This is a genomic window from Paenibacillus sp. FSL R5-0914, assembly GCF_038004525.1.
GTDB lineage: Bacteria > Bacillota > Bacilli > Paenibacillales > Paenibacillaceae > Paenibacillus_AQ.
Genome location: NZ_JBBORH010000001.1, coordinates 2,219,435 through 2,243,978 on the forward strand (window position 1 = coordinate 2,219,435; position 24,544 = coordinate 2,243,978).

A 24,544-nucleotide genomic window follows, 5' to 3' on the forward strand; every position below is an offset into this window, starting at 1 on the left:
GTATAATAAATATCGTTGCGTCAATACATATCATTAATTCTTATATGTCCCGGTAGCTCAGCTGGATAGAGCATGCGCCTTCTAAGCGCACGGTCAGGGGTTCGAATCCCTTCCGGGACGTCAAGTAACAGCCTTCCTTCGGGAAGGCTGTTTTTGCATGCAGGGAAAGAGAAGCCCGGGTGGTTCGTCGGAGCATAAGCATCGATAGGATCAGCTTCGCAGTCAGCCTGAAAGGGCTGCATCCCGCTCGGGGCAAGTAACAGCCTTCCTTCGGGAGGGTTTTTTTGCGTGCAGGGAAAGAGAAGCCCGAGTGGTTCGTCGGAGCATAAGCATCGATAGGATCAGCTTCGCAGTCAGCCCGAAAGGGCTGCATCCCGCTCGGGGCAAGTAACAGCCTTCCTTCGGGAAGGCTTTTTTTGCGTGCAGAGCATCCTCGCCAAAGTAAGTAAACTGAAGCTCTGATAGATAATTAGGGAAAATCTCCCTATAATTCAGAGCTTTCTGCTCAATAGACTAATAATTAGGGAAATCCTCCCTGTAATTTAACTAATTCGTTGGCGAATATAGATATTCCCCCGATTTTTAGGGAGGATTTCCCTCTTTTCATTCATTTCAAGCAATTATCGGCTAAATACAGGGAGCTTTTCCCTAATTATACGAAAAGAAGGTGCCGAGAAAGTAGCCTCCACTACTTTCTCGGCACCTTGAGCCTTCCCGTGAGAAGGCTGTCTCGCATATGCCCACCGCTAAAGAAGCGGCCAGATCTCCTCCCAGACAGTGTCTAGAATAGCTTGCATATTATCTTCCATACTGTTAATAGCGATTACCACTTGTGCATCCGGTACAACAATGCAGAATTGACCATGAGCGCCATCGGCACGATAAGCATCGTGCGTACACAACCAGAATTGACAGCCGTACCCTTGGCCCCAATCACCAGCTCCGTTATTTTCGATCTGCTTTTGTGTAACAAAATCAACCCAAGCTGCGGGAATAAGCTGCTGTCCCTTCCACATTCCTTTTTGCAAAAGAAGCTGTCCAAATCGGCTTAGTTCTTCCGTATTGATCTGAAGTCCGGCACAACCGAGGGTGATCCCTTGAGGGGCCGTTTCCCAATCGACGTTTTCTATGCCTAGTGGGGTAAAGAGACGGGGAACGAGGTAATCTTTTACGGTTTGTCCGACACGGGCCTGAACCATTGCAGAGATCATAATGGTATCCCCGCTGCTGTAGGTAAACTGTTCCCCAGGAGGTCTGTCTAAAGGTAGCGATAGATAATGTTGTATCCAATTTACATCCTTCAAGGCCATTCTTTCTTCAACCCAAAACGGTGGGGAATCATGCCCTGTACTCATACGTAGTAAATCGAACAAGGTCAACTCCCCAGGTTGCATGGAAAGAAGGACTTCTTTATGAGTGAATGCATATTCTGGAAACACATCCTTAAGTGTTGTATTTAGTGATAGTTTTCCTTCTTCGATGGCTAGACCCACCGCCATGCATGTAAAAGACTTGCTGACCGAATGCTGCAAGCGCCGAATATCCTCTGCGAGATCCACTTTCCCCACTAACGTTCCATTTTTAAGCACAAGAACATTGAACACATTCAATCCACGTTCGCGGATCTGGGCTTCGAAGCGAGTCATGTTTAACATAAAATGTAGCCCTCTCTTTCTTAGATTTCAAGCTGGGATTAGGAAGTTTGGTAGTCGAAATCATTGAAAATGATGTGGAAACGTTTCCTCTGACTAGATATTAAATAGCTAAATCGATGCTATTCTATTCTTATTTTAAAGTCAATGCAAGCAGAAAGACTACTATTTAACATCGAAACAATTAAAATTTAAAACGAATTTGAGATGCGAATCATTTTTAGTCAAAAATCATAGGTTGACTTCTAAAAAATATCTGTCCATAATGAACGTATTAAGCGATTTAGATCCGAAAACAGTCAAAATGATGTCATGGGAAACGTTTCCCATCATTTTATGCGTTTCCACTAAGCTGATTATATCAGGTGCATGGGGAGCTCATTATAGGGGTGAAACAGGGGGAATTATGAATATCAAGGATATTGCAAGGCTATCAGGCGTTGGTATCGCCACGGTCTCCAGGGTAATTAATAACTCCGGTGTCGTAAGTGATGCAACCAGAGCTAAAGTAATGGCTGTTGTAAGAGAGCATAATTACATTCCAAATGGAAATGCAAGCAATCTGAAAAAAACGCGTTCTAATACGATAGCGCTTATGGTTAAGGGGATTGCAAATCCGTTTTTTGCAGACATGATCAAAGAAGTAGAGCGTCAAGTGAATCTGCGCGGCTGCCCGCTTCTGATCCAGCATGTTGAAGATGGAGTGGATGAGATCAATGCTGCTCTTCAGCTTGTGAAGGAAAAGAATTTATACGGGGTAATCTTTATGGGTGGTACATATGACCATTCTGAAGAAAAATTCAAACAATTGCCGATCCCATTCGTTTTGACTACCATCACGACTACGAAGGATGTTGATCCTGCCGTATTCTCCAGTGTGATCATTGATGATATGCAAGAGTCTTATAAAGCTGTGAGCTATCTAATTTCACTCGGACACCGGAACATTTGCTTTTTGGCCAGATTTCCTTTGGTTCAGCATACTACCGGAAACCGTCGTCTTATGGGTTATATTAAGGCGCTTGAGGATCATGGGATTGAGTATGATGCTTCCTTGGTAGAGGATTGTGAATACAGTCCAAGTTCTGGTTTCACGGCTACGAAAAGACTGCTTAATAAGAAAAAAGATATCACCGCTGTATTTGCCGCATCAGATACCATCGCTATCGGAGCTGCCAAGGCTTTATTGTCTTTGGGTCTATCGATTCCAAATGATATTTCGATCATCGGATTTGACGGTATAGAGATGGCAGAATACTATCACCCATCGCTGGATACGATTAGCCAACCTGGGGTGGATATGGCGAAAGCCAGTGTTGAAATTCTGTTTGACCTGATTTCGGGACAATCGGAGAACAAACATGTGGTATTCGAGTCTGTTTTGGTAAAGCGGGGATCTTGTAAGAAGATTAATAAACAAGCATAAACGCCTTTGGCGTCCTTATAAGGACGGTAAGCGTTTGAGCGAGAAATAGAAGGATAATTTATAGCGTAAGCATATAATTTCTTATATTTTAAAAAAGGTTCCGTAAGGAGATGACATATGGCACTTCTAACCGTTGAGACTGGTTCTCCTACCTTAAGAATGACAACGTCCATCAGTATCATCTCCCCCGTTGATTCGGGCAATACCACCGGAGGAACGCTCTATCTGTTACATGGTGCTGGCGACAATGCTAGCACATGGTACAGGCTGACCACCATTGAGCAGTATGCTAACAAGTATGGCTGTACAGTCATAATGCCTCAGGTAGGAAGAAGCTATTATACAGATATGGAGTACGGACTGGATTACTTCCACTATGTTACGCAAGAGCTTCCTGAGCTTTGTGGCCGAATGATGAGGCTGGATGATGATCCGCAAAAGACGTATGTTGCCGGACTATCGATGGGCGGATATGGGGCACTAAAATGTGCACTTACCTATCCTGAGCGTTACAGCAAAGTAGTTTCCTTATCAGGCGTTACAGATATTCAGAAAAGATTGAAAGACCCGCAAATGTCTTCGGATATGGCGAGGGAGATGGCAGGCACTTTCGGAAAACGCTTACAAGTTAAGCCGGATCAAGATCTGTATGCTTTAGCGGCTAAATTGGTCGACGATAAACGTAAGCTGCCTTCAATTTTGACCTGCTGTGGCTCGGAAGATCCATTTGTGGAGATGAACCGGGAATTTGCTTCTCATATGCAAGCGAGTCCCTATACATTTCAATATGTTGAGACTCCGGGAACACATGAATGGAGATTCTGGGAGGAACATCTGAAGACAACTTTTGATTTCTTGTACAACTAAGAGCAATGAGCAATTGCAGAAAGAGATATTATGGAGGATTTGAGATGAAAGACCAGCAACTGACGTCCCTGTTGAACCAGATGACGCTTGAAGAGAAAATAGCACAATTGCAGCAGCTAGCTGCTAATTTCTATGAAGGAGCGGAAGAAGGAGGGCAAATCACTGGCCCTATGGCATCCATGGGGATTACGGATCACATGATTGAGAACAGTGGTTCAGTACTTGGACTTTCGGGCGCAGAGCAAGTCATTGCCGTCCAAGAAGCTCATTTACGTAAAAATAGATTGGGTATTCCACTGCTGATGATGGCGGATATCGTGCATGGCTTTAAGACGATTTTTCCGGTGCCACTGGCGATTGGTTGCTCTTGGGATATGGAACGGGCGGAGCTAAGCGCTGAGATTGCTGCTAAAGAAGCGGCAGTATCTGGTGTACACGTTACTTTTGCACCTATGGCGGACCTTGTTCGGGACCCGCGTTGGGGAAGAGTGATGGAGTCTACCGGCGAAGATCCTTATTTGAATGGTAGGTTTGCCCGTGCATTTGTACGCGGGTTTCAGGGAAATGACTTGACGGGTGATGTAAGTCGTCTGGCGGCTTGCGTTAAGCACTTTGCAGCCTATGGTCTATCCGAAGGCGGACGGGATTATAATACGGTCGATTTATCAGAACGTCAGCTACGGGAATATTATCTGCCAGCCTATCGTGCAGCACTGGATGAGGGTGCAGAAATGGTTATGACTTCGTTCAACACGATTGATGGGATTCCAATAAGCGGAAACGTTAAGCTGCTTCGTCAGCTACTGCGTGAGGAATGGGGCTTTGACGGCGTGTTGATCTCCGATTGGGGCGCGGTGAAGGAACTGATCCCGCATGGTGTCGCCGAGGATGAGGCTGAAGCAGCACTTAAAGCTATCAAAGCTAGCGTGGATATTGAGATGATGACAGAGTGTTATGTGCACCAATTGCCAGCTCTTGTAGCTGACGGGCAAGTGGATGAAAGTATCATTGATGAAGCCGTACTTCGTATTTTGAAATTGAAGCAAAGACTGGGCTTGTTTGAGAATCCGTTACGTGGGGCAGATATAGAGAAAGAGCGCGAGGTAATTTTCTGTGATGCTCACCGGACAGCAGCGAGAGAATTAGCGGTTAAATCCTGCGTTCTACTGAAGAATGATCAGGTTCTGCCGCTTGCGACTGAGCAGCGGATTGCGCTAATCGGACCGTTTGCTAATAACGGAGATATTCTTGGACCATGGTCCTGGTTGGGTTCAACAGAAGAAGCTAGCCGTCTTGCTCCAGCTTTTGAAGCTCGTGCAGCTGCTGGTAAGGTTACCGTTGCAGAAGGCTCCGGGATTGAGAGCTTTACAGAAGAGCAATGGCTGGAGGCGAAAGCGGCAGCGCTGGAAGCCGATGTGATTGTGCTGGCGCTTGGAGAACATTCGGATATGAGCGGAGAAGCTGGAAGTCGTTCAGATATCCGCTTGCCGGAAGCGCAGCGTGAGCTTTTGCAACGTATGAAGACGCTGGGTAAGCCTGTTGTTGTGGTGTTGTTTAACGGACGCCCACTGGATCTTAGTGGTGTGATCGAGAACGCGGATGCTATTCTGGAAGCCTGGTTCCCAGGAAGCGAGGGCGGTGCGGCGATTACCAGTCTACTGTATGGTGACGAGAATCCGTCAGGAAGATTAACGATGTCTTTCCCTGTATCTGTTGGGCAAATTCCGGTCTATTACAATCATTTCAACACTGGACGTCCTCTACATGCACCGGGTGCGGACAAGCGTTATGTCTCACAATATTTGGACATTCCTAATGAGCCGTTCCTACCATTTGGCTTTGGTCTTAGTTATACGACATTTAGCTACAGTGAACCGATCCTTTCCGGTGAAATAATGACGAAGGATCAGCCTATTAAAGTAACTGTTACGGTGACTAATACAGGCAATGTACAAGGTGAAGAGGTAGTGCAGCTCTATATCCGAGACATTTCAGGAGAAGTTGTTAGACCAATGAAGGAACTGAAAGATTTTGCTAAGATCAGCCTCTCCCCGGGAGAAAGCCAGGAAGTGAGCTTTACGCTTACAGAAGAACAGCTTCGTTACTATCATAGCGACTTAAGCTTTAGCAGTGATCCGGGACAATTCAAATTGTTTGTGGGTCCAAATAGCCAAGAGGTTAAAGAACGCGATTTTCGCTTAACATTAGCTTAAGTAGAATATATACGACACAGGCTGTCGTAATAGAGGAGTGCAAGAATATGACTACTAATATGAATTCTAACATCCATTTAAACGCTGGAGACTTATCATTCACTTTTACAAACAGCGGGGACTTGTTCCAAGTTCTCCATGAACGGACAATGATCAATCAATTGTTGCCTAATATCGTGGATGGCTCCTTATCGAACCTATACTTACGCATTCATAGTAATGGAAGCATTCAAGCTGTTCCTTTGCTGGGCATTCATTCCTCAAGCACTGTACGTAAGGCTGGGAACCGCTTGGTTTGGGAAGGTACTGCGGAAAATATCGAGTATCAGGTTATTTTTACTCCGACGGCTCAAGGCGCTTGGTTCTGGGACGTGAAGCTTAAAGGGCAAGATGCAGATGTGGATCTCGTGTACGGACAAGATGTGGGTATTGCCGATATCGGTGCTGTTCGCAGTAATGAAGCCTATCTGTCACAGTATATTGACCACGCCGTATTCGAGGATCAGTCAAAGGGATATGTAGTATGTTCCAGACAGAATCAACCGCAAGGTGGCAAATTTCCATACCTACAACAGGGTGCAATCACTAAGGCAGCAAGCTTCTCAACAGATGGTTTCCAATTCTTTGGATTGTCTTATAAAGAGACCAATCAACCAGAAAGCCTGAGCCGTGAGCAATTAAGTAATGAAATCTATCAATATGAATTCGCTTATACTGCGCTGCAATCGGAGCGGGTGAAGCTGAGTGGGGAAGCCCAGTTTGTATTTTATGGATTGTTCAAGCAAGATCATCCAGAAGCGATTACCTCGTTAGAATTCACGAAGGATGTTGCTGCGGCTTGGGAAACGGTAAAAGAGTTGCCTTTAGAAGCTGAAGCACCGCTCGAGCGTTCTTTCTTGACGAAAGAGCTGGGAGCACCACTAGCTGCAAATTCTCTGACGAGCGAAGAGATCGAAGCCTTGTTCCCGGTTCGCTATCAAGAGGAAAAAGAGGGAGACCAGCTTCTGTCTTTCTTCACGGAAAATTATGAGCATGTTGTATTGAAAGAGAAGGAACTTAAGGTAGAGCGTCCTCATGGTCATATTCTAATGAGTGGGGATAATGCCCGACTTAACGATAAGGTAATCACTACGACTTCCTATATGTACGGAATATTTAACTCACAAATCGTTATTGGAAATACCAATTTCAACAAGCTCATGACCAATGCCAGAAATGCACTTAACATTCCAAAGGCTTCGGGACAAAGAATCTATGTACAGTGGAATGGCGAATATCGCCTCTTGACCATGCCTTCATTGTTCGAGGTTGGTTTCAACTATGCCCGTTGGTATTACAGAACAGATGGCGAATGCTTTATTATTACGAACTACACTACTGCAGATTCTCCGGAGATATTCCTGAATGTGCGTACGGAAAGTGGAAAAGCTTATCGCTATCTAGTCACTAATCAAATCACTATGAACGTTAACGAATACGAGCTTCCATATCAATTCAAACAAGAAGAGGGAACCGTAACCTTCTCGGCTGATAGAAGTGCACTAAGTGCAGGAGAATATCCTGATCTGCAATATAAATTCCAGGTACAGGGAGCGGATTTCACTCTTCAAAATGAAGGTAGACTTGTCTCTCATGCTGACCAGTCAGATGCGCCGCTAGCTATTCTGGAACTGTCGGAGAGCAGTGAATGGACAATGAACATTCAAGGTCTTCTGGATGGTAAGGAGATTCAATCGAGCAGCCGTACAGCTGAAGAGGAGATTTCCGCATACCGCGAGTTCTACAGCGGGGTTATGAATGGCTTCCGCTTGACGTTAGGTGATGGGTCCGAAGGTGAATTGTTTAAGGTAAATGCTCTAGCTTGGTGGTATACACATAATATGCTCGTCCATTATTCAGTCCCTCACGGATTGGAACAATACGGCGGCGCTGCTTGGGGAACCCGTGACGTGTGTCAGGGACCAGTGGAATACTTCATGGCTACGCAAAAATACGATCAGGTTCGTGAAATATTGCTGACCCTGTATGCTCATCAATATGAAGATGATGGTAACTGGCCACAGTGGTTCATGTTTGATAAATATACGAAGATTCAGCAAGAGGAGAGCCATGGAGATATTATTGTATGGCCACTCAAAGTGCTTGGAGACTATTTGGCGGTAACGCAAGACTACAGTATTTTGCAAGCGACTGTGCCTTATACTCGTAAGCATAGCTTTGATTTTACAGAGGAAAAAGCGACGCTGCTGGATCATGCACGGAAGGAAGTTGCTTATATTAAGAATCACTTCCTGCATGACACGCATTTGTCTTCTTACGGTGATGGAGACTGGGATGATACACTCCAACCGGCTAATCCACAGCTGAAGCAGTACATGGTTAGCAGCTGGACAGTGGCGCTTACCTATCAGACATTGAATCAGTTCTCAGAAGTGCTTCATAAAGTTGATCCAGCAGGTTCGGAAGAGCTGAAAGCGATGGTGGAGGGAATCCGTGAGGATTTCAACACACATATGCTTCAATCTGAGGTAATTCCAGGCTTCTTGTATATGGAGGACCCAGAGCAAGTGAAGCTTATGGTACATCCAAGTGATACGGAAACAGGGATCCAATACCGTCTGCTGCCAATGACGCGCAGTATGATCAGTGAGCTGCTTACACCAGAACAAGCCGAAGCCCACTATGAAGTAATCCAAGATAAACTGTTCTGTCCAGATGGCGTTCGTTTGATGAACCGTCCAGCTCAATATGTTGGCGGCGTAAGCACCCATTTCAAACGTGCGGAGCAAGCTTCTAACTTTGGTCGGGAAATTGGACTTCAATATGTACATGCACACATCCGTTATGTAGAAGCTATGGCTAAGCTAGGGAAAACCGATCAGGTCTGGAATGGCCTAGCGGCGATCAATCCGATCGGAATCCGCGACGTGGTGCCAAACGCTGAACTACGTCAGGCTAACTCTTATTTCAGTAGCTCGGATGGTAAATTTAACACCCGTTACGAGGCACAGGAGAATTTCGATAAACTGCGTAATGGTGACGTAGCGGTTAAAGGTGGCTGGAGAATCTATTCAAGCGGTCCTGGGATCTACATGAACCAGTTGATCTCGAATGCACTGGGGATCCGTACGGAAGGTGGAGATTTAATCGTCGATCCAATTCTGCCGGAGTCGCTGGACGGAATGCGCTTTAGCTTTGAATATGCAGGCACTAAGGTAGACTTTATTTATCACCTTACGGGCTCTGATAACAGTCGGATTACTGTTAACGGTACAGAAGTGCAAGCCGAAGGTACGCTTAATCGCTACCGTAGTGGTGGTATCCGTATCAAACGTGAGGACTTTGATCGTCTCTGCGTAGAAGCTGGAAATGTGATAGACATCTATAAGTAAGATAATAAAAGAAGGGCAATCTCCGCGATAAGCGTGGAGATTGCCCTTTTTGTACTACATTCGGCTCGGTGTCGGTAACCCAAGCACTTCAAGTACATCCCCTAAAGTATCCTTAAATCTCGAAGTAAGCCAGAGGCGGAACGCGATGGTAGCCTCCTCACCTTTTAAAATCGGACATATAGAATAGAAGTTATTGAAAAGTGTGGCTAAGGTATGCGCGTACGTGCAGAGTATATTCGGTGTTAACTCTATGCTGGCAGCATACAATGTCTCTTGCCAGACGCTAAGCTGTCTCAGCAAAGCGAGCTCTGCCTTTTCCATTTCGAGTGGAAATTGAAGCTTTGAGGCATCTGTGCTGAATGGGATTGTAGATTTGCTCAAAACACTGCTGGCACGGGCATAGGTGTACATCAGATAAACCCCGGTATTACCGGATATTTCGGTAGCCTGTTTGAAATCAAACACGATTTCCGTTCCCAGGTTAAACCGCAGCAGATAATAACGAATAGCAGCAGCTGCAATGATATGGCTGGAAAGACCCTCTTTATCGGAGCGCGAATGTTCTATGTTCTGTTCCATAAGCATTACTAAATCGCTCACCTTAACGCCGATTCCTTGGCGCCCGGACATGGCATAAGAAGATTTCCCTTCTGAAACATCTATCCCCAGCTCAGCAGCAGAGGCCGGACTAAGAGAAACAACGCCATAACTTACATGATGGAGCTTCTCAGCCTGCTCGTTATATCCTAGTGCTCCTAAAGCCTGCTTAACCATTTGTTGCGGATATTCCTGTCTATAATCGATCACGTTAATAACACGGTCGGCATGTCCATAAGGCTCATGGGTTCCAGTTAATCCTGTGGTCCATAAACCAGACGAGAATTCACTGTAGGTGAAATCTTTGGATAGTAGACCGAATTTCCAGAGATGATAAGCAATGTCTTTGGCTGTGTACGTCAAAATCCCATTCGAACGCACAAGCACCTTATCCATCTGATGATCCTCTGAATCCGCTCCACTGCTAACCTCTGTCCCTTGCTTTAGCACCCAGCAGCCCGCAAGTTTGCCTTCAGTCTCCTGTACAAAAACTGCCGTTTGCTTCAATAGCTCAGATGCGGCTGTCCAGAATCCCTCTTTTAAAATATTGCTCTCCCACACCAGCAGGTCATAGTGAATACCAAAACGCTTCATTTCCGCTACATGTTCTCTCACAATACGTTCAGCGACTAAGTTGCCCAGCCACGCCTCATTACCATCACCCTGTTCAAGGGCATGCAGCATATCCGTGCGCTTGTGAGTGATCTCTGGATTCCGTGCATATTCTTTGTTCACTTTGGCATATAGATCCCAGCAATAATCACCGAAACGTTGATGTTCCCCTTCTAAAGGTACATTTAATAAACCAACGACTGTATCTGCCAGCTGGTTGCCCAGATCATCCACATAGTTATGGACCTCTACGTTATGTCCGGTTCTTTTCATGATTCTGACCAGCGCATCGCCGATGCAGGCATTTCTCAGATGACCTACATGAGCAGCTTTATTTGGATTGATTGAAGTGTGCTCGATGATGACCTTTTCCCTTGTGCTGTTAGGCAGATCAAAGGAATGTTTAGCCCACACCTGCCAATTCATATACAAATTAATAAATCCAGGAGCAGCTACTTCGACTTTTTGTAAAAGACCCGTGTAACTCTCTTGTAATTTGATTTCTGCTTTTACTAACTCTGCTATGACGAGAGGGGATTTACGCAGGAGTTTGGCTAGCTGCATAGCAATATTGCAGGAATAATCACCATGCTCTAGATTAGCTGGCTGTTCGATCAGAATTGCAACATCTTTTGGGTAGGCAATTTCTAAGGTGTGGAATACTTTTTTTACACTTTGTTCAATGCTGTTTTTGATGATTTGACTTAACATTTTATACCCTCCTTTGAAAATACAAAAAAGCCCTCGTCTCAAAAGAGACGAGGGCTTTAGCGCTCGCGGTACCACTCTCGTTGCTAAACAGATGTTTAGCCACCTTACAGGATAACGGTCTTTAGCCGGGACTTCCTACTTAGGTTCAGAAGTCCATCTCACGGGTGCGCTTCATTAGGTGATCTGTACCGGCTTGCACTTACCCGGCTCGCTGAGGACTAGAACACGTTAACTACTCTCCCGCTCATCGATGCTTGAATAATTTTTATCAGTATAACGAATATTTCGAAAAAAGCAATAGGGTGTTAGTTAGAAAACGTAGAAAATGCTTGAGTTTAAGATTGTCCGATTAGTAGATTACAAATTCAAAGAATAGAAGGTTGTCTTTTTTTGAGTGGCAATTCCTTTGCATAAATGTCCACACATTAACTTTAAATACAGAATATTACTATATAGAGCTATTAATTATGAACCATGTTACTAGTTTTATAGTTTTTTTATTTTTCAAACTGCAGCAGAAGAGAGGAGTGAATAAAGATGGCTTTATTCTCAACCGGACCTATAGATAATAGTCCAATTCTAGGGGTCAGACAGACACAAATCGTAACAGTAAAAGTAGTTAATCGTGATTCTCTTAATCCATATAATCTTGTTATTCAGGGATTTTTGCTAAATGGGTCAAGATCGATGTATGTGAATGAAATGATTAATCTCGCACCTAACCAAGTTCTAACTAGGAACTATTTTGCAGATTTAGATGCATTTGAATTTGAGTTTACGACATTAGAAGTTGTTGAAGCAGAGGTAGGGATCTCGGTCTGGGGAAAACAGGCTTCAGGGGAATTAGTAGAACCTCATCGTATAGTAGCGTGGGAAAAACATGTAGGAATAATCTAAAGGAGTGTTGAGAATTGAGCTATTTATCTACTGGGCCGATAGATAATACCATGGTGGGAGGTATACGACCTACTCAACATGTTACGATCAAAATCGATAACCGAAGCGACGTTATTTCTTCTACGGTTCTCGTCCAAGGATATTATATGAATGGGACAAGAACTTTATATGTTAGTGAGCTTGTTAACGTTATGCCTGATCAAGTTGTAACAAAGGACTATTATGCGGATTTTGATGCGTTTGAATTTATTTTTACGACTTTAAGCCTGGTAGATGATCCTATTCAAATTTCAGTCTGGGGAAAAAATAGTGTAGGTCAAATTGTGACTGCTCACCGACTTGTCCATGCTGAATTACTTGGAGCAACGGTAGGGACAACTGGTGCTACAGGTGCGGATGGAGCAGATGGAGCGACAGGGGCAACAGGTGCGGATGGAGCAGATGGAGCGACAGGGGCAACGGGTGCGGATGGAGCAACTGGAGCCGACGGAGTGACTGGTGCGACAGGGGCAGCCGGAGCAGACGGGGCGACTGGAGCGACAGGAGCAACTGGAGCCGACGGAGTGACTGGTGCAACAGGCGCAGCCGGAGTGACTGGCGCAACAGGGGCAGCCGGAGGAGCGACAGGAGCAACGGGAGCAGATGGAGCGACTGGAGCAACAGGGGCAGACGGAGCGACTGGAGCAACGGGAGCCGATGGGGTGAATGGAGCGACGGGAGCCGATGGAGTGACTGGTGCAACCGGGGCAGATGGAGCGACTGGAGCAACGGGAACCGATGGAGCGACTGGAGCAACGGGAACCGATGGAGTGACCGGAGCAACAGGAGCCGACGGAGTGACCGGAGCAACGGGAGCCGATGGAGTGACAGGAGCAACGGGAGCCGATGGAGCCACTGGGGCAACGGGAGCCGATGGAGTGACCGGAGCAACGGGAGCCGATGGAGTGACAGGAGCAACGGGAGCCGATGGAGCGACAGGAGCAACGGGAGCAGATGGAGTGACAGGAGCAACGGGAGCCGATGGAGCCACTGGGGCAACGGGAGCGGCTGGTGTAACTGGAGCGACAGGAGCAACGGGAGTGACCGGAGCAACGGGAGCCGATGGAGTGACAGGAGCAACGGGAGCCGATGGAGTGACAGGAGCAACGGGAGCCGACGGAGTGACAGGAGCAACGGGAGCCGATGGAGCCACTGGGGCAACTGGAGCAGCTGGAGGAACTGGAGCAACAGGGGCAGACGGAGCGACTGGAGCAACAGGAGCCGATGGAGTGACTGGAGCAACAGGAGCGGCAGGTGTAACAGGAGCAACGGGAGCGGATGGAGCCACTGGAGCAACAGCGGCAGCTGGAGTGACTGGGGCAACCGGAGCAGTTGGAGCGACTGGTGCAACAGGAGCCGACGGGGTGACTGGAGCGACGGGAGCGGCAGGTGTAACTGGTGCAACAGGAGCCGACGGGGTGACTGGAGCGACGGGAGCGGCAGGTGTAACTGGAGCAACAGGAGCGGCAGGTGTGACTGGAGCAACGGGAGCGGCTGGAGTGACCGGAGCAACGGGAGCCGACGGAGTGACTGGAGCAACAGGGGCAACGGGAGCCGATGGAGTGACTGGAGCAACAGGGGCAGCTGGAGTGACTGGGGCAACCGGAGCCGATGGAGTGACTGGAGCAACAGGGGCAGCTGGAGTGACTGGGGCAACCGGAGCAGTTGGAGCGACTGGTGCAACAGGAGCCGACGGGGTGACTGGAGCGACGGGAGCGGCAGGTGTAACTGGAGCAACAGGAGCGGCAGGTGTGACTGGAGCAACGGGAGCGGCTGGAGTGACCGGAGCAACAGGAGCCGATGGATTGACCGGAGCAACGGGAGCAGTTGGAGCGACTGGAGCAACGGGAGCCGACGGGGTGACTGGAGCAACAGGAGCGGCAGGTGTGACTGGAGCAACAGGGGTAGCTGGAGTGACTGGTGCAACAGGAGCCGACGGGGTGACTGGAGCAACTGGAGCAGCTGGAGTGACTGGAGCAACAGGGGCAGCTGGAGCGACTGGAGCAACAGGAGCGGTAGGTGTGACTGGAGCAACGGGAGCCGACGGAGTGACTGGAGCAACAGGGGCAGCTGGAGCGACTGGAGCAACGGGAGCGGACGGAGTGACTGGAGCAACAGGGGCAGCTGGAGTGACAGGAGCAACAGGAGCGGCAGGTGTGACTGGAGCAACGGGAGCGGCAGGTGTAACTGGAGCAACAGGGGCAACTGGAGTAACTGGAGCAACCGGAGCGACTGGTGTAACGGGAGTAACAGGAATAACTGGTGTGACTGGAGCAACAGGGCCGAATATTCAAGCTGAGGGATTCTCAGCGTTCCTATCAGCTTTGTCAGTTTCTACTTCTTCCCAACTGACTGGATGGTCTGTGGCTTCTCCTTTCTATTCTGATCCTTCCTTTAACCCCGTTTCGGGAAATTACACAGTTCCGACAACGGGTAGATATTCTATTGAAGCGACCATTAACTATTCCACAACTGCCTCAATCTCAATTAGTCTTGGTAGTGGGGTTAATCCAGCTTTCGTAGTTCAGAGAACTTCTCCTACTTCAACAAATCTGGTAAGTGGATTATTCCCTGTGTTGGATGTGAATGTTGCGCTTATTCTAGATTTGAGAGCTATTTTGGGAAGTGGGACTGTAACGCTGGTTGGAGAATTTGCACTAACAGCAGGTGATGTTATTGGTTTGTTCTATGTTTCTAATGGCTTGACGGTTCCTTTGAATCTGGGCGGTGCCAATACTTCGGGTATAGTTTGGTCTGTTCATGAATTGACGTAAATTTATCTCTGAGTTTGATTGTAAAAATAGAGGATGCTCAGTAGCCGTTAGGATGGCTTCCTGAGCTATCCTCTATTTTGTTAACGGGACAAGTTTTGGGCAGAACGGAATAATGCTCCTAAGATTTACAATCTATTGAATATTGATAGATTTATAGATTTTTCCAATAGCACTCAATATGTATAGTAGTAGCTTTTGATAGATGTCCACACATTAAAAAGAGAAAAGAATATTACTATTAAGAGCTGAAAATTTCCAACTGAAAAATATAATAGGCTCATTGTTAGCGAATTTAGAGTAGATCGGAGGAATGATTATAGTAACGCTACTATTTAGAATTTTTTGCAGGCAATCTATTTAAAAATAAAAGGAGTTGATAACTTGAGTTATTTATCTACTGGACCTATAGAAAACAATCTGGTAAGCGGTGAAAGACCCACTCAGCTTGTTACTATTAAACTTGTTAATCAGAGTGATGTCACTGCGTCGTTGATTCAAGTCGAAGGATATTATATGAACGGTACAAGAACACTATATGTTAGTGAACTTCATACTGTGGGACCTAATGAAGTACTAACAAATGATTATTATGCAAATTTTGATTCATTCGAATTTTCATTTACAACACCAGCTTTGATAGACGATCCAATTCAAGTCTCAGTTTGGGGAAAAAGCAGCACAGGTCAATTAGTGACTGCTCATCGGCTTGTCTACTCTGAATTGTATGGTGAAAATATAGGTTATTCAGGAGCCACTGGAGCCACCGGAGATACCGGAGCGACAGGAAGTACAGGTGCGACCGGAGCAGCAGGAAGCGCTGGAGTTACCGGAGCAACGGGAAGCGCAGGTGCAACAGGAGCAACGGGAAGTGCAGGTGCAACAGGAGCAACAGGAAGCGCAGGTGTAACAGGAGCGACAGGAAGCGCAGGTGTAACTGGAGCAACAGGAAGCGCAGGTGTAACAGGAGCGACAGGAAGCGCAGGTGTAACTGGAGCAACAGGAAGTGCAGGTGCAACAGGAGCGACAGGAAGCGCAGGTGCAACAGGAGCGACAGGAAGCGCAGGAGTTACCGGAGCAACGGGAAGCGCAGGTGCAACAGGAGCAACGGGAAGTGCAGGTGCAACAGGAGCAACGGGAAGTGCAGGTGCAACAGGAGCGACAGGAAGTGCAGGTGCAACAGGAGCGACAGGAAGCGCAGGAGTTACCGGAGCAGCGGGAAGCGCAGGTGTAACAGGAGCGACAGGAAGCGCAGGTGTAACTGGAGCAACAGGAAGCGCAGGTGTAACAGGAGCGACAGGAAGCGCAGGTGCAACAGGAGCGACAGGAAGCGCAGGTGTAACTGGAGCGACAGGAAGCGCAGGTGCAACAGGAGCGACAGGAAGCGCAGGTGTAACTGGAGCGACAGGAAGCGCAGGTGTTACTGGAGCGACAGGAAGCGCAGGTGTAACTGGAGCAACAGGAAGTGCAGGAGTGACCGGAGCAACAGGAAGTGCTGGCGCAACTGGAGCGACTGGAGTGACAGGAACAACCGGAGCAACGGGACCTACTGGTTCAGGTGCAATCATTCCTTATGCTTCTGGTCTTCCTGTAGCTATGACAACTGTATTAGGAGGCTTGCTGAATACTTCAAGTATCGTAGGATTCGGAAGTAGTGCGACGAATATTAGTGCTGCTGGCGGTACGATAGATCTCACCGGAGCGGCTGGAACCTTGCTGAACTTTGCATTCTCAGTTCCACGCACCGGAACAATTACCTCTTTGGCGGCCTATTTCAGCACAACAGCAGCGCTTAGTTTATTAGGTTCTACAGTAACAATCACTGCTCAATTATACAGTTCTTCTACCCCTAACAATACCTTTATTGCAGTCCCTGGTGCTGTAGTCACATTAAATCCTCCATTTACAGGTGTCCTTTCACTTGGCACAATTAGCAGTGGTATTACTACAGGCTTGAGCATTCCTGTAACCACTGGAGAGCGGTTGCTGTTGGTCTTCACTTCAACAGTAACGGCCGGAGTCGACGTTGCGACAACCATTGCTGGATACGCTAGTGCAGGAGTTACAATCGCATAATCTGATGATGATGACGTATTTACTACAGAAAAAGGGATATCCCAAAAGCCATTTGGCTGAAGGATATCCCTATTTTTCTCCAAACATCATTACACCTAGATCATCAGAATTTCTCGGATGTCTTGTTCTGTAAGGGTAGATAACCCTTCCTGACCTGGCTGGATCACTTCATCGATTAAGTTCCTTTTCTTCTGTTGTAGCTCATACATCTTGTCCTCCACAGTGCCTTGGGTTACGAGTCTGATCACTTGCACTACTTTTTTCTGTCCGATTCGGTGAGCCCGATCTGCAGCTTGCTGTTCGACGGCAGGGTTCCACCATAGATCGTATAGAATGACAGTGTCTGCCCCTGTTAAATTGAGTCCGGTTCCGCCAGCTTTTAAGGAGATCAGGAAAATATCCCGCTCTCCTTCATTAAATTGATTACATAAATCTACGCGCTGAGACACAGGCGTTTGACCGTCTAGGTAAAAATATGGAATACCTTGATAGCCGAGTTCACGTCCAATCAAACCGAGCATTTCTGTGAACTGGGAGAATACTAGCATTCGTTTACCTGAACTGCGGCATTCCTCTATGATTTCAAACAGCTGCTCGAACTTGGCAGAGCTTCCTTCATACCCATCCACAAATAGAGCCGGGTGACAGCATAGCTGGCGCAGACGAGTGAGACCAGCAAGGATTTTAATCCGATTATTATTACCGAAGCTATCCTGGGTCAGATGCTTAAGCGCCTCTTTTTTCAAACGGGCGAGATAAGCGACATATAACTTCTTCTGCTCAGGGAACAGCTCACAGGCTTGGAGTGATTCGATTTTCTCAGGCAATTCTTTTAACACATCATTCTTTAAGCGCCGCAGCAAAAAAGGACGTGCCCGTTTAGCGATAGTTTCCCTCGGCAAATCGTGAAAAGCCTTCTTACCTGGAAACAACCCGGGAAACACAGTGCCGAAGATGGACCATAGATCTTCTAGCGCATTCTCAACAGGAGTCCCAGTAAGTGCAAAACGATGCCGGGCTTGAAGAGCCATAACTGCTTGAGCGGTCTGCGTCGTATGGTTCTTTATGGTTTGCGCTTCATCGAGAATCAGGGTGTGAAAAGATTTCTTAGCATACAACTGAACATCTCTTCGAAGCAGCGGGTAAGAGGTGATAATTACATCCGCCTTCGCTGCATTTTTTAAAATTCGACCGCGTTCCGTTAAGCTTCCATCTGCAATAACAGCCATAATCTCAGGCGTGAACTTTTTAAGCTCATTATGCCAATTGTAGGTGAGAGAGGCAGGAGCGACAATAAGAGCGGGCAGACCACTCTGACGAATATCCGGAAGCTCAGAGAGCAGAAAAGCGATACTTTGCAGCGTTTTGCCAAGACCCATATCATCCGCTAAAATTCCCCCGAAACGGTAATGGGCCAGCGTCTTCAGCCACTGAAATCCATACTGCTGATAATCCCGGAGCACAGGAGCCAGACTCTCTGGTATAGGGAAATCAAGGTTCTCAGGATTGTGCATATTCGCAAGTAATCTTTTAAAGGATCTGCTCAGTTTGACTGAGTCACTTTGAGAATCGGAAGAGGTTAAGTGTAACCCACGAACGACTGGTAAAGAAAATTGCGCACCTTTAATCTCACCTTCTCGGATGCCCATCTCGTTCATAAAGGTGATGATTTCTTGGAGCTCCTCGCTCTCGAGAGGTAGCAGTGCCCCTTCGGGCAATCGGTAGTATTTACGTTTATCCTGAAGTGATTTTAAGACCATCACAATCTCAGATTCTGGAATACCACCCATGTCGAATTTAAAATCAAGCCAGTCGGTTTTCTCATTCCAACTAATGCTTACCTTAGGTGGCGTGGTTCCCGTGAACAGTCTCTCTTTAACAGCGGTGGTCGCATAGACCGTTAGTAGTGGCTCAAGCAACGGAATCGTGTGGTATAAAAAATCGTACTCACCGTCCTCATCCGTCATAATATACCCGCCTTCGGTTTTGGCGAAGGATTCATGCTCCATCAGCTCCAGAATTTGGGCCTCTCCTTCACCGTCGCGTATAAGAATCAAGTCCGTACCGCGAACATGGGCTTTTTCATCCAAAGGATTGATGATAATGTCACCATACTGAAACTCTAGCCCGGCGAGCAGTCGATCTCTCACGCGGTCCAGATAGAGCCTGGCTATAAGCTTATGTTGCACAATTCGATCAGCAATAGATTCGGCAATATGCACGTTTCCCAGTTTTTTTAGACCAGGGATAACCTTGTCCATAAAGGGCTCCATTTGTTCGGGGGCAATATCGATGCCATCTCGACGAGAGGATTCCAGCATTTTTTTCATCTCAGATAGGCGCATGCATTCCTGAGCAGTTAGCTTCAACAGCTTACCTTCAGACAGCACGAGCCCGTAATCTTCCAGAACTGAGATCTGCTCCAGTCCTTGAATATCCAGATGGTAGCCTTCGCCTTCGGCTTGTTCGAACGCAAAGCTAAGGGGCGGTGCTTCATTAGACATATGAATGCCTTCGTACAACACCTCTTCTTGTTGCAGATATACCGACGGAACCTCTGAAAGTGCGGGCTGAAGCGTCTCCCAGAAAAAAGGAGGGATAGCCAGCTGGCGATCTCCCCCCAGGTTGCCACCATATGGAGAGTAGTTAGTGACGTTATCGCGATACATTTTTTCATTTAAGACAATTTCAATTAGCTTCTGAAGAACGATGTTATCTTCCTTCCGAAAGCTGTGAATGGCAGGGTCATAGACGAAATGCTTCGAGAATTCGAAGGTTTCTCCACGATGTACACGTTCCAGAAAACCTCTAATTTTATGAACGACATATAGTCGTTTCGAGCCGATTTTCATTTCTATTCCCAGCATGGTAGTGCTATAGCTGTAAGTGAATGGCTTGCAGATGAACTCGACATTTAAAGGGATCCTATTATCTACAAAAGCCCCAGTACCGCTCGGACGCGGCTTATGGTTACTGAACATGCCTAGCAGGCTGCTCACAAGATGCTGGTCTCTGGACCTTCCTCCCATGTCTCGCGTAGAATCCGTAACATTACGTGGTGTTAAGACTCCAGTATCTTCAATAGTAGAAAGGCTAGAAGTTCCAGTATGAGCTGGCCGTTCTCCAGCAGTTTCAAGGGCATCAATGCTGATCAGTACGGCTGCGATATGTTTGCAGAAAGGTCCTCCATGCGTGTAAGCAGGACAAGTACATTCTGCTGTGACATCACCGTCGATATCGATGACAACCATGACTTCGTAGCCAATGCCCCCTTGAACGAGCGCTTCATAACGAGAGCGGGGCAGATCTGGGATGGATTCATTACGTTCTTCAATATCTATTATATCTACGCTTCCAGACTGGTAATAAGCCAATCCTTTTTCAAAAATAGACTTGCCGCACAGCAGCTTAATTACCCGTTCTGTCACACTAAAGCCCATAACATAATTCCTTCCTCGTAACTTGTTCTTCGAAAAGTCCGATTATTATATAGTCCTTATGATAACAGAACGGGCGTGCGCATCAAATAGGGGCTGCTACTCCACTAATCCCGTGCATAATAAAACGGATCGTCAGGTTAATCTCTTCCTCATCTTTCCAGTCCTTCTCCGGTTGGAGCAGCAGGCGATTAAGCAAATACCCACCAATGGATGAAATAGTGAAACGTAGAATAGCGGGTGTGGGTAATTCAATGACTTCACCTTTTGCCTTGAAGTGTTCAACAATTTCGATGACGCGCTCCAGCACCTTGCTTAGAATATTTTCTGCGAACTGTTCTCTGAGCAACGGTTGGAAAGGAATCTCCTGTATCAGAATCTTTAGCATTTTAAAATTTCTACGGGCGAACTCCAGACGATTGACGATAAATGACCGTAGGAATTCTTCGAAACTGTCATAGGGAACATCGAGTACCCCGTTGAAATTCCGCAGTACAAAAGGAGCGAGCATACGACTCATGGTGGGGCCAATGATGGAGAGCAGTAAATCTTTTTTGGTTTTGTAATATCGGAAAATCGTACCCTCTGCTACGCCTGCCTTTTGAGCAATTTCACTAGTCGCAGCAGCAGCGTAACCTTTTTCGGAGAACACCTCAATCGCCGCATGCAAAATGGAAATCTGCTTCGGTGTCAGTTTATCCTCTTCACTTATGGCCAGCAGCTCTTCAATCCACTGCTCTTCTATATTTTGTTCCGTAGAATCATATTCTTTCATTACAATTATCCTCCAAACTTGGTTCATTCCGTTCAACCGATGAAAGTTCTTAGTGAGGCTACATTTTCCGGTGTTTGCGCAGTGCCAATACATTCAGCACCATGAATAATAGTGAGAATCCGATCAGTACATAGACATCCAGAGCGATGGAATTCCATCCTTTGCCACGGATCATGATGTTCATAAGCGCTTCTGATCCATAATGAATTGGGGTTGCATAGCCGATGCGCTGTAGCCATAGCGGTAGGGTGTCGAGTGGGAACAGTCCGCTGAGGAAGACTTGTGGCACGATAATAAGCGGGATGAACTGAATCATCTGTAGCTCGTTGGCTGCAAAAGCAGATAGTAGCGTGCCCAGCGTCAAAGCTGTCATCGACAGGAGTAAGGTGATTAGCATTACGTATCCAAAGCTTCCTGTCATCATAATGCCAAGAATCTGAATAGAGAACCATGAGATCAACAGCGCTTGGAATACGGTAAAAATGCCGAAGCCACATACATACCCGAGTACAATCTCCCATCTTTTTAAAGGAGTGGAAAGTAAACGTTCAAGGGTGCCTGTAGTCCGCTCACGCAGGAAAGAAACACCGGCAATCAGGAATACGAAAAAGAAAACAAATACACCAATCATAATCGGACCGAAGCGGTCAATCGTCTTCATATTCTCAGAACCGTATAAGTAGCTGATCTGGGGCTGTAATTGCAGCTGTTCCTCTGTACTTGGAAGAAGCTTCTGAGAAAGCTTTTGAAGCGTCATAATTACCGCCTTGTTGGCTGTAGGATTACTACCCTCTAACAACACTTGAGGGATGACTCCTGAATTCCCAACGTTTCCGTCCAAAGTGATCAAAGCGTCAATCTTTCCTTCTACTAGAGCACTTTTCCCTAGCTCTTCGCTGGCATACTCTTTAATTGTGGTATTTTCTTCTTTTAACGCAGCTGAGATATTTAGTGGCACACCGGATACTCCGATTTTTGGCTCATAGGCGTTCCCGTTGAATACCAAGCTCATTAAACTTAGAACGATGAGCGGTGCAATGAACATTAAGGCCATCGTTCTTTTATCATGAATAAATTGTCGCAAAATCCGTAAGGTGATCGCTCGGATTCTCATGAACGGACACCTCCATAATATAGAAAGGCTTCTTCAATAGAAGCTGAGCCAGTGGCTTCAAGCAGTCCGGCAGGTGTGTCGGCGGCAAGCAGTTTGCCATCACGGATCATTCCAAGGCGATCACATTTCTCAGCTTCATCCATGACATGCGTAGTGAGTACAATCGTGGTACCTTTCTTGTTCAGAGCTTTTAGTTCTTTCCAGATGGATAGTCGGAGTACAGGATCGATACCTACTGTTGGTTCATCAAGAAGAAGTAGCGGAGGCTCATGGAGCAGCGCAATCGCCAGGGATAGGCGGCGTTTCATTCCGCCAGAGTATTGATCTACTCTTTTGCGCAGATGCTCCTGAAGATCTACTAGTTCCATAACAGCCATGATGCGTTTGCCGCGCTCCGCACCTTTTAGTCCATATAGCGCAGCGAAGAACTCCAGATTTTCTTTTGCGCTGAGTTCCGTATATAGGGCATCAGATTGAGCCATGTATCCAATTTGTTGCAGCATGGATAACTTAGGCATAGTGACACCAAGCACCTTTACCTCTCCTGAGGTCACCTCATCGATACCTGTAAGCAGCTTTACTAGCGTTGTTTTTCCGGAGCCAGAGGGCCCTAATATGCCGAAGGTTTCCGCACGCTCCACTTGAAGTGAAATATCTTCGAGCACCTGTTTGTCTCCAAAGGCTTTACTAACATGGCTCACTGAAATGACTGGAACTTCCGAACCCATATTCATCTCCTCGATTCTGAATAGTCTGGGATACAAAGTGGTGTTACTGAATGCTCTGCACAACAATAATGAGTGAGTGCTCACTCATTATTGTGCTCCGGAATCCAGTAAATGTAAAGTGTTAGATTTCCGCTACTGAAACTAACTTACAATTAGGTGTAAATCGCAAAGTAGCGGCATTTTTGCACAAGATGCGAATACCTGCTCACGAACCAACTTGATATGATGTTAATAAGGAATCCAGCTGGGATGTTCGACAACTCAATGATGCAAATACCATTGCTTCCGAAATTGATTAGGCGTTGTGCCGAAATGGGTTTTGAACAATTTGCAAAAATGAGAGCAATTTGTAATCCCCACTTCCTCGGCGATGTGTGCAACCGTGTATTTGCTTGAAGTCAGAAGATGAACGGCTTCCTGCATTCTTTTGACCGTTAAATAATCGGAAATACTGCTGCCTGTACATTCCTTGAACAAGTGGGATAAATGGTGGGGTGAAAGATGCAGATCCTTGCTCATTTGATCAAGCCGCAAAGATTCCTTGTAATGCAACTGCAGCCATTCCATAATACGTTCTGCCTGATGTGGTTTACGAAGCAATTGTTCCATGGAGGCCGGCTTCTGCTGTGTATCCCAAAGCGGCTTTAAAGTACGTAGGAACGTGATGAGAAACAATGAGACCTCTTCCATGAAATCATTTTTGTGCAAAGTTGGAAGCGCTTTATCCAGATTCTTCAGAAGAGCTATCAGGGATTGCAGGTCCTGCTGTTCATACCATCGAGGTGAGGCGGAATTGCCGCTGTGAATATGATTGAAAAAGCTTTGTAGGATGGGCCACTTTTCAAAATAAGCTTTAAAAATGCTGGGCTCATAATGCACGATCGAACGCACGAACGGAACCGCCTCATTAATTTCAATTTGAATATGATGCAGTTGATACGGCTGGAAAATACAAATCATCCCTGGCTTTATTTCATAGCTATTTTGATCAATAATCAGCGTCCCTTTACCTTCATGAACAATAAGGATTTCAACACCCTGATGAGCATGGAATGTACCTTGATAGTCGTCTGTATTTGTACTTGTTCTTTTATATACAAAATAGAGATGGAACGGTTGTAAGTCCTGCTGCTCATGGTACGTCACATTCGTGTTCCTCCTATTAGTAGGGATGCGGATAACCTATCGTTTACAAAAGTATAAGAGAACCATTGCACAGCTAGCAACATCTAGATTA

General features: G+C 46.5%; 14 protein-coding genes, 1 tRNA gene and 1 other annotated feature. Of the genes, 8 read left to right on the forward strand and 7 right to left on the reverse strand.

The features are described 5' to 3' along the window. Positions 1–46: 46 nt before the first annotated feature. Positions 47–120: transfer RNA gene (locus tag MKX60_RS09760), tRNA-Arg, on the forward strand. Positions 121–746: 626 nt separating this feature from the next. Here the strand turns inward: MKX60_RS09760 and MKX60_RS09765 are convergent. Continuing rightward, on the reverse strand, positions 747–1,655 hold the full coding sequence (locus MKX60_RS09765; protein ID WP_341059643.1) for a serine hydrolase domain-containing protein: 909 nt from the start codon (positions 1,653–1,655) through the stop codon (positions 747–749). 403 nt (positions 1,656–2,058) lie between these two features. Here MKX60_RS09765 and MKX60_RS09770 point away from each other — a divergent pair, with 403 nt between their 5' ends. The 4 genes from MKX60_RS09770 to MKX60_RS09785 all read left to right on the forward strand — a co-directional run bounded on the left by MKX60_RS09770 (position 2,059) and on the right by MKX60_RS09785 (position 9,550). Next, complete coding sequence (locus MKX60_RS09770) at positions 2,059–3,078, forward strand: LacI family DNA-binding transcriptional regulator (protein WP_042191311.1); 1,020 nt, start codon at positions 2,059–2,061, stop codon at positions 3,076–3,078. Between the two features lie 117 nt (positions 3,079–3,195). After that, a complete protein-coding gene (locus MKX60_RS09775; RefSeq protein WP_042191309.1) occupies positions 3,196–3,945 on the forward strand; it encodes an alpha/beta hydrolase in 750 nt (249 codons plus the stop codon). Between the two features lie 44 nt (positions 3,946–3,989). Beyond that, positions 3,990–6,158, forward strand: coding sequence for a glycoside hydrolase family 3 N-terminal domain-containing protein (locus MKX60_RS09780; protein WP_340972592.1), 2,169 nt, complete (start codon positions 3,990–3,992; stop codon positions 6,156–6,158). A gap of 47 nt (positions 6,159–6,205) precedes the next feature. Continuing rightward, on the forward strand, positions 6,206–9,550 hold the full coding sequence (locus MKX60_RS09785) for a GH36-type glycosyl hydrolase domain-containing protein (RefSeq protein WP_341059646.1): 3,345 nt from the start codon (positions 6,206–6,208) through the stop codon (positions 9,548–9,550). Between the two features lie 54 nt (positions 9,551–9,604). Here MKX60_RS09785 and MKX60_RS09790 read toward each other — a convergent pair whose 3' ends face one another. Continuing rightward, positions 9,605–11,470, reverse strand: a complete 1,866-nt coding sequence (locus MKX60_RS09790) for an arginine--tRNA ligase (protein WP_340972589.1) — start codon at positions 11,468–11,470, stop codon at positions 9,605–9,607. Positions 11,471–11,510: 40 nt separating this feature from the next. Further along, positions 11,511–11,727 (reverse strand) — a binding site (T-box leader). A gap of 280 nt (positions 11,728–12,007) precedes the next feature. Between MKX60_RS09790 and MKX60_RS09795 the strand changes: the two genes are divergently transcribed. From MKX60_RS09795 to MKX60_RS09805, 3 genes are all read left to right on the forward strand, one after another. After that, positions 12,008–12,367, forward strand: coding sequence for a hypothetical protein (locus tag MKX60_RS09795; RefSeq protein ID WP_339266825.1), 360 nt, complete (start codon positions 12,008–12,010; stop codon positions 12,365–12,367). 14 nt (positions 12,368–12,381) lie between these two features. Continuing rightward, complete coding sequence (locus MKX60_RS09800; protein ID WP_341059648.1) at positions 12,382–15,180, forward strand: beta strand repeat-containing protein; 2,799 nt, start codon at positions 12,382–12,384, stop codon at positions 15,178–15,180. 381 nt (positions 15,181–15,561) lie between these two features. Next, positions 15,562–17,253 (forward strand): exosporium glycoprotein BclB-related protein, encoded by a 1,692-nt coding sequence (locus MKX60_RS09805; RefSeq protein WP_341059650.1) that lies wholly within the window; start codon positions 15,562–15,564, stop codon positions 17,251–17,253. A gap of 95 nt (positions 17,254–17,348) precedes the next feature. Here MKX60_RS09805 and MKX60_RS09810 read toward each other — a convergent pair whose 3' ends face one another. From MKX60_RS09810 to MKX60_RS09830, 5 genes are all read right to left on the reverse strand, one after another. Then, positions 17,349–20,693: a DEAD/DEAH box helicase gene (locus tag MKX60_RS09810; protein ID WP_341059651.1), complete on the reverse strand. Its 3,345-nt coding sequence runs from the start codon at positions 20,691–20,693 to the stop codon at positions 17,349–17,351. An 82-nt stretch (positions 20,694–20,775) separates the two neighbouring features. Next, positions 20,776–21,465, reverse strand: coding sequence for a TetR/AcrR family transcriptional regulator (locus MKX60_RS09815; RefSeq protein WP_341059654.1), 690 nt, complete (start codon positions 21,463–21,465; stop codon positions 20,776–20,778). Between the two features lie 58 nt (positions 21,466–21,523). Continuing rightward, positions 21,524–22,579, reverse strand: a complete 1,056-nt coding sequence (locus tag MKX60_RS09820) for an ABC transporter permease (RefSeq protein WP_341059655.1) — start codon at positions 22,577–22,579, stop codon at positions 21,524–21,526. Beyond that, entirely contained in the window at positions 22,576–23,307 is a 732-nt protein-coding gene (locus MKX60_RS09825; RefSeq protein ID WP_445670747.1) for an ABC transporter ATP-binding protein, read from the reverse strand. The genes MKX60_RS09820 and MKX60_RS09825 overlap by 4 nt, the downstream gene beginning before the upstream one ends. Positions 23,308–23,568: 261 nt before the next feature. Further along, on the reverse strand, positions 23,569–24,453 hold the full coding sequence (locus MKX60_RS09830; RefSeq protein ID WP_341059656.1) for an AraC family transcriptional regulator: 885 nt from the start codon (positions 24,451–24,453) through the stop codon (positions 23,569–23,571). Between the last annotated feature and the right edge of the window lie 91 nt (positions 24,454–24,544).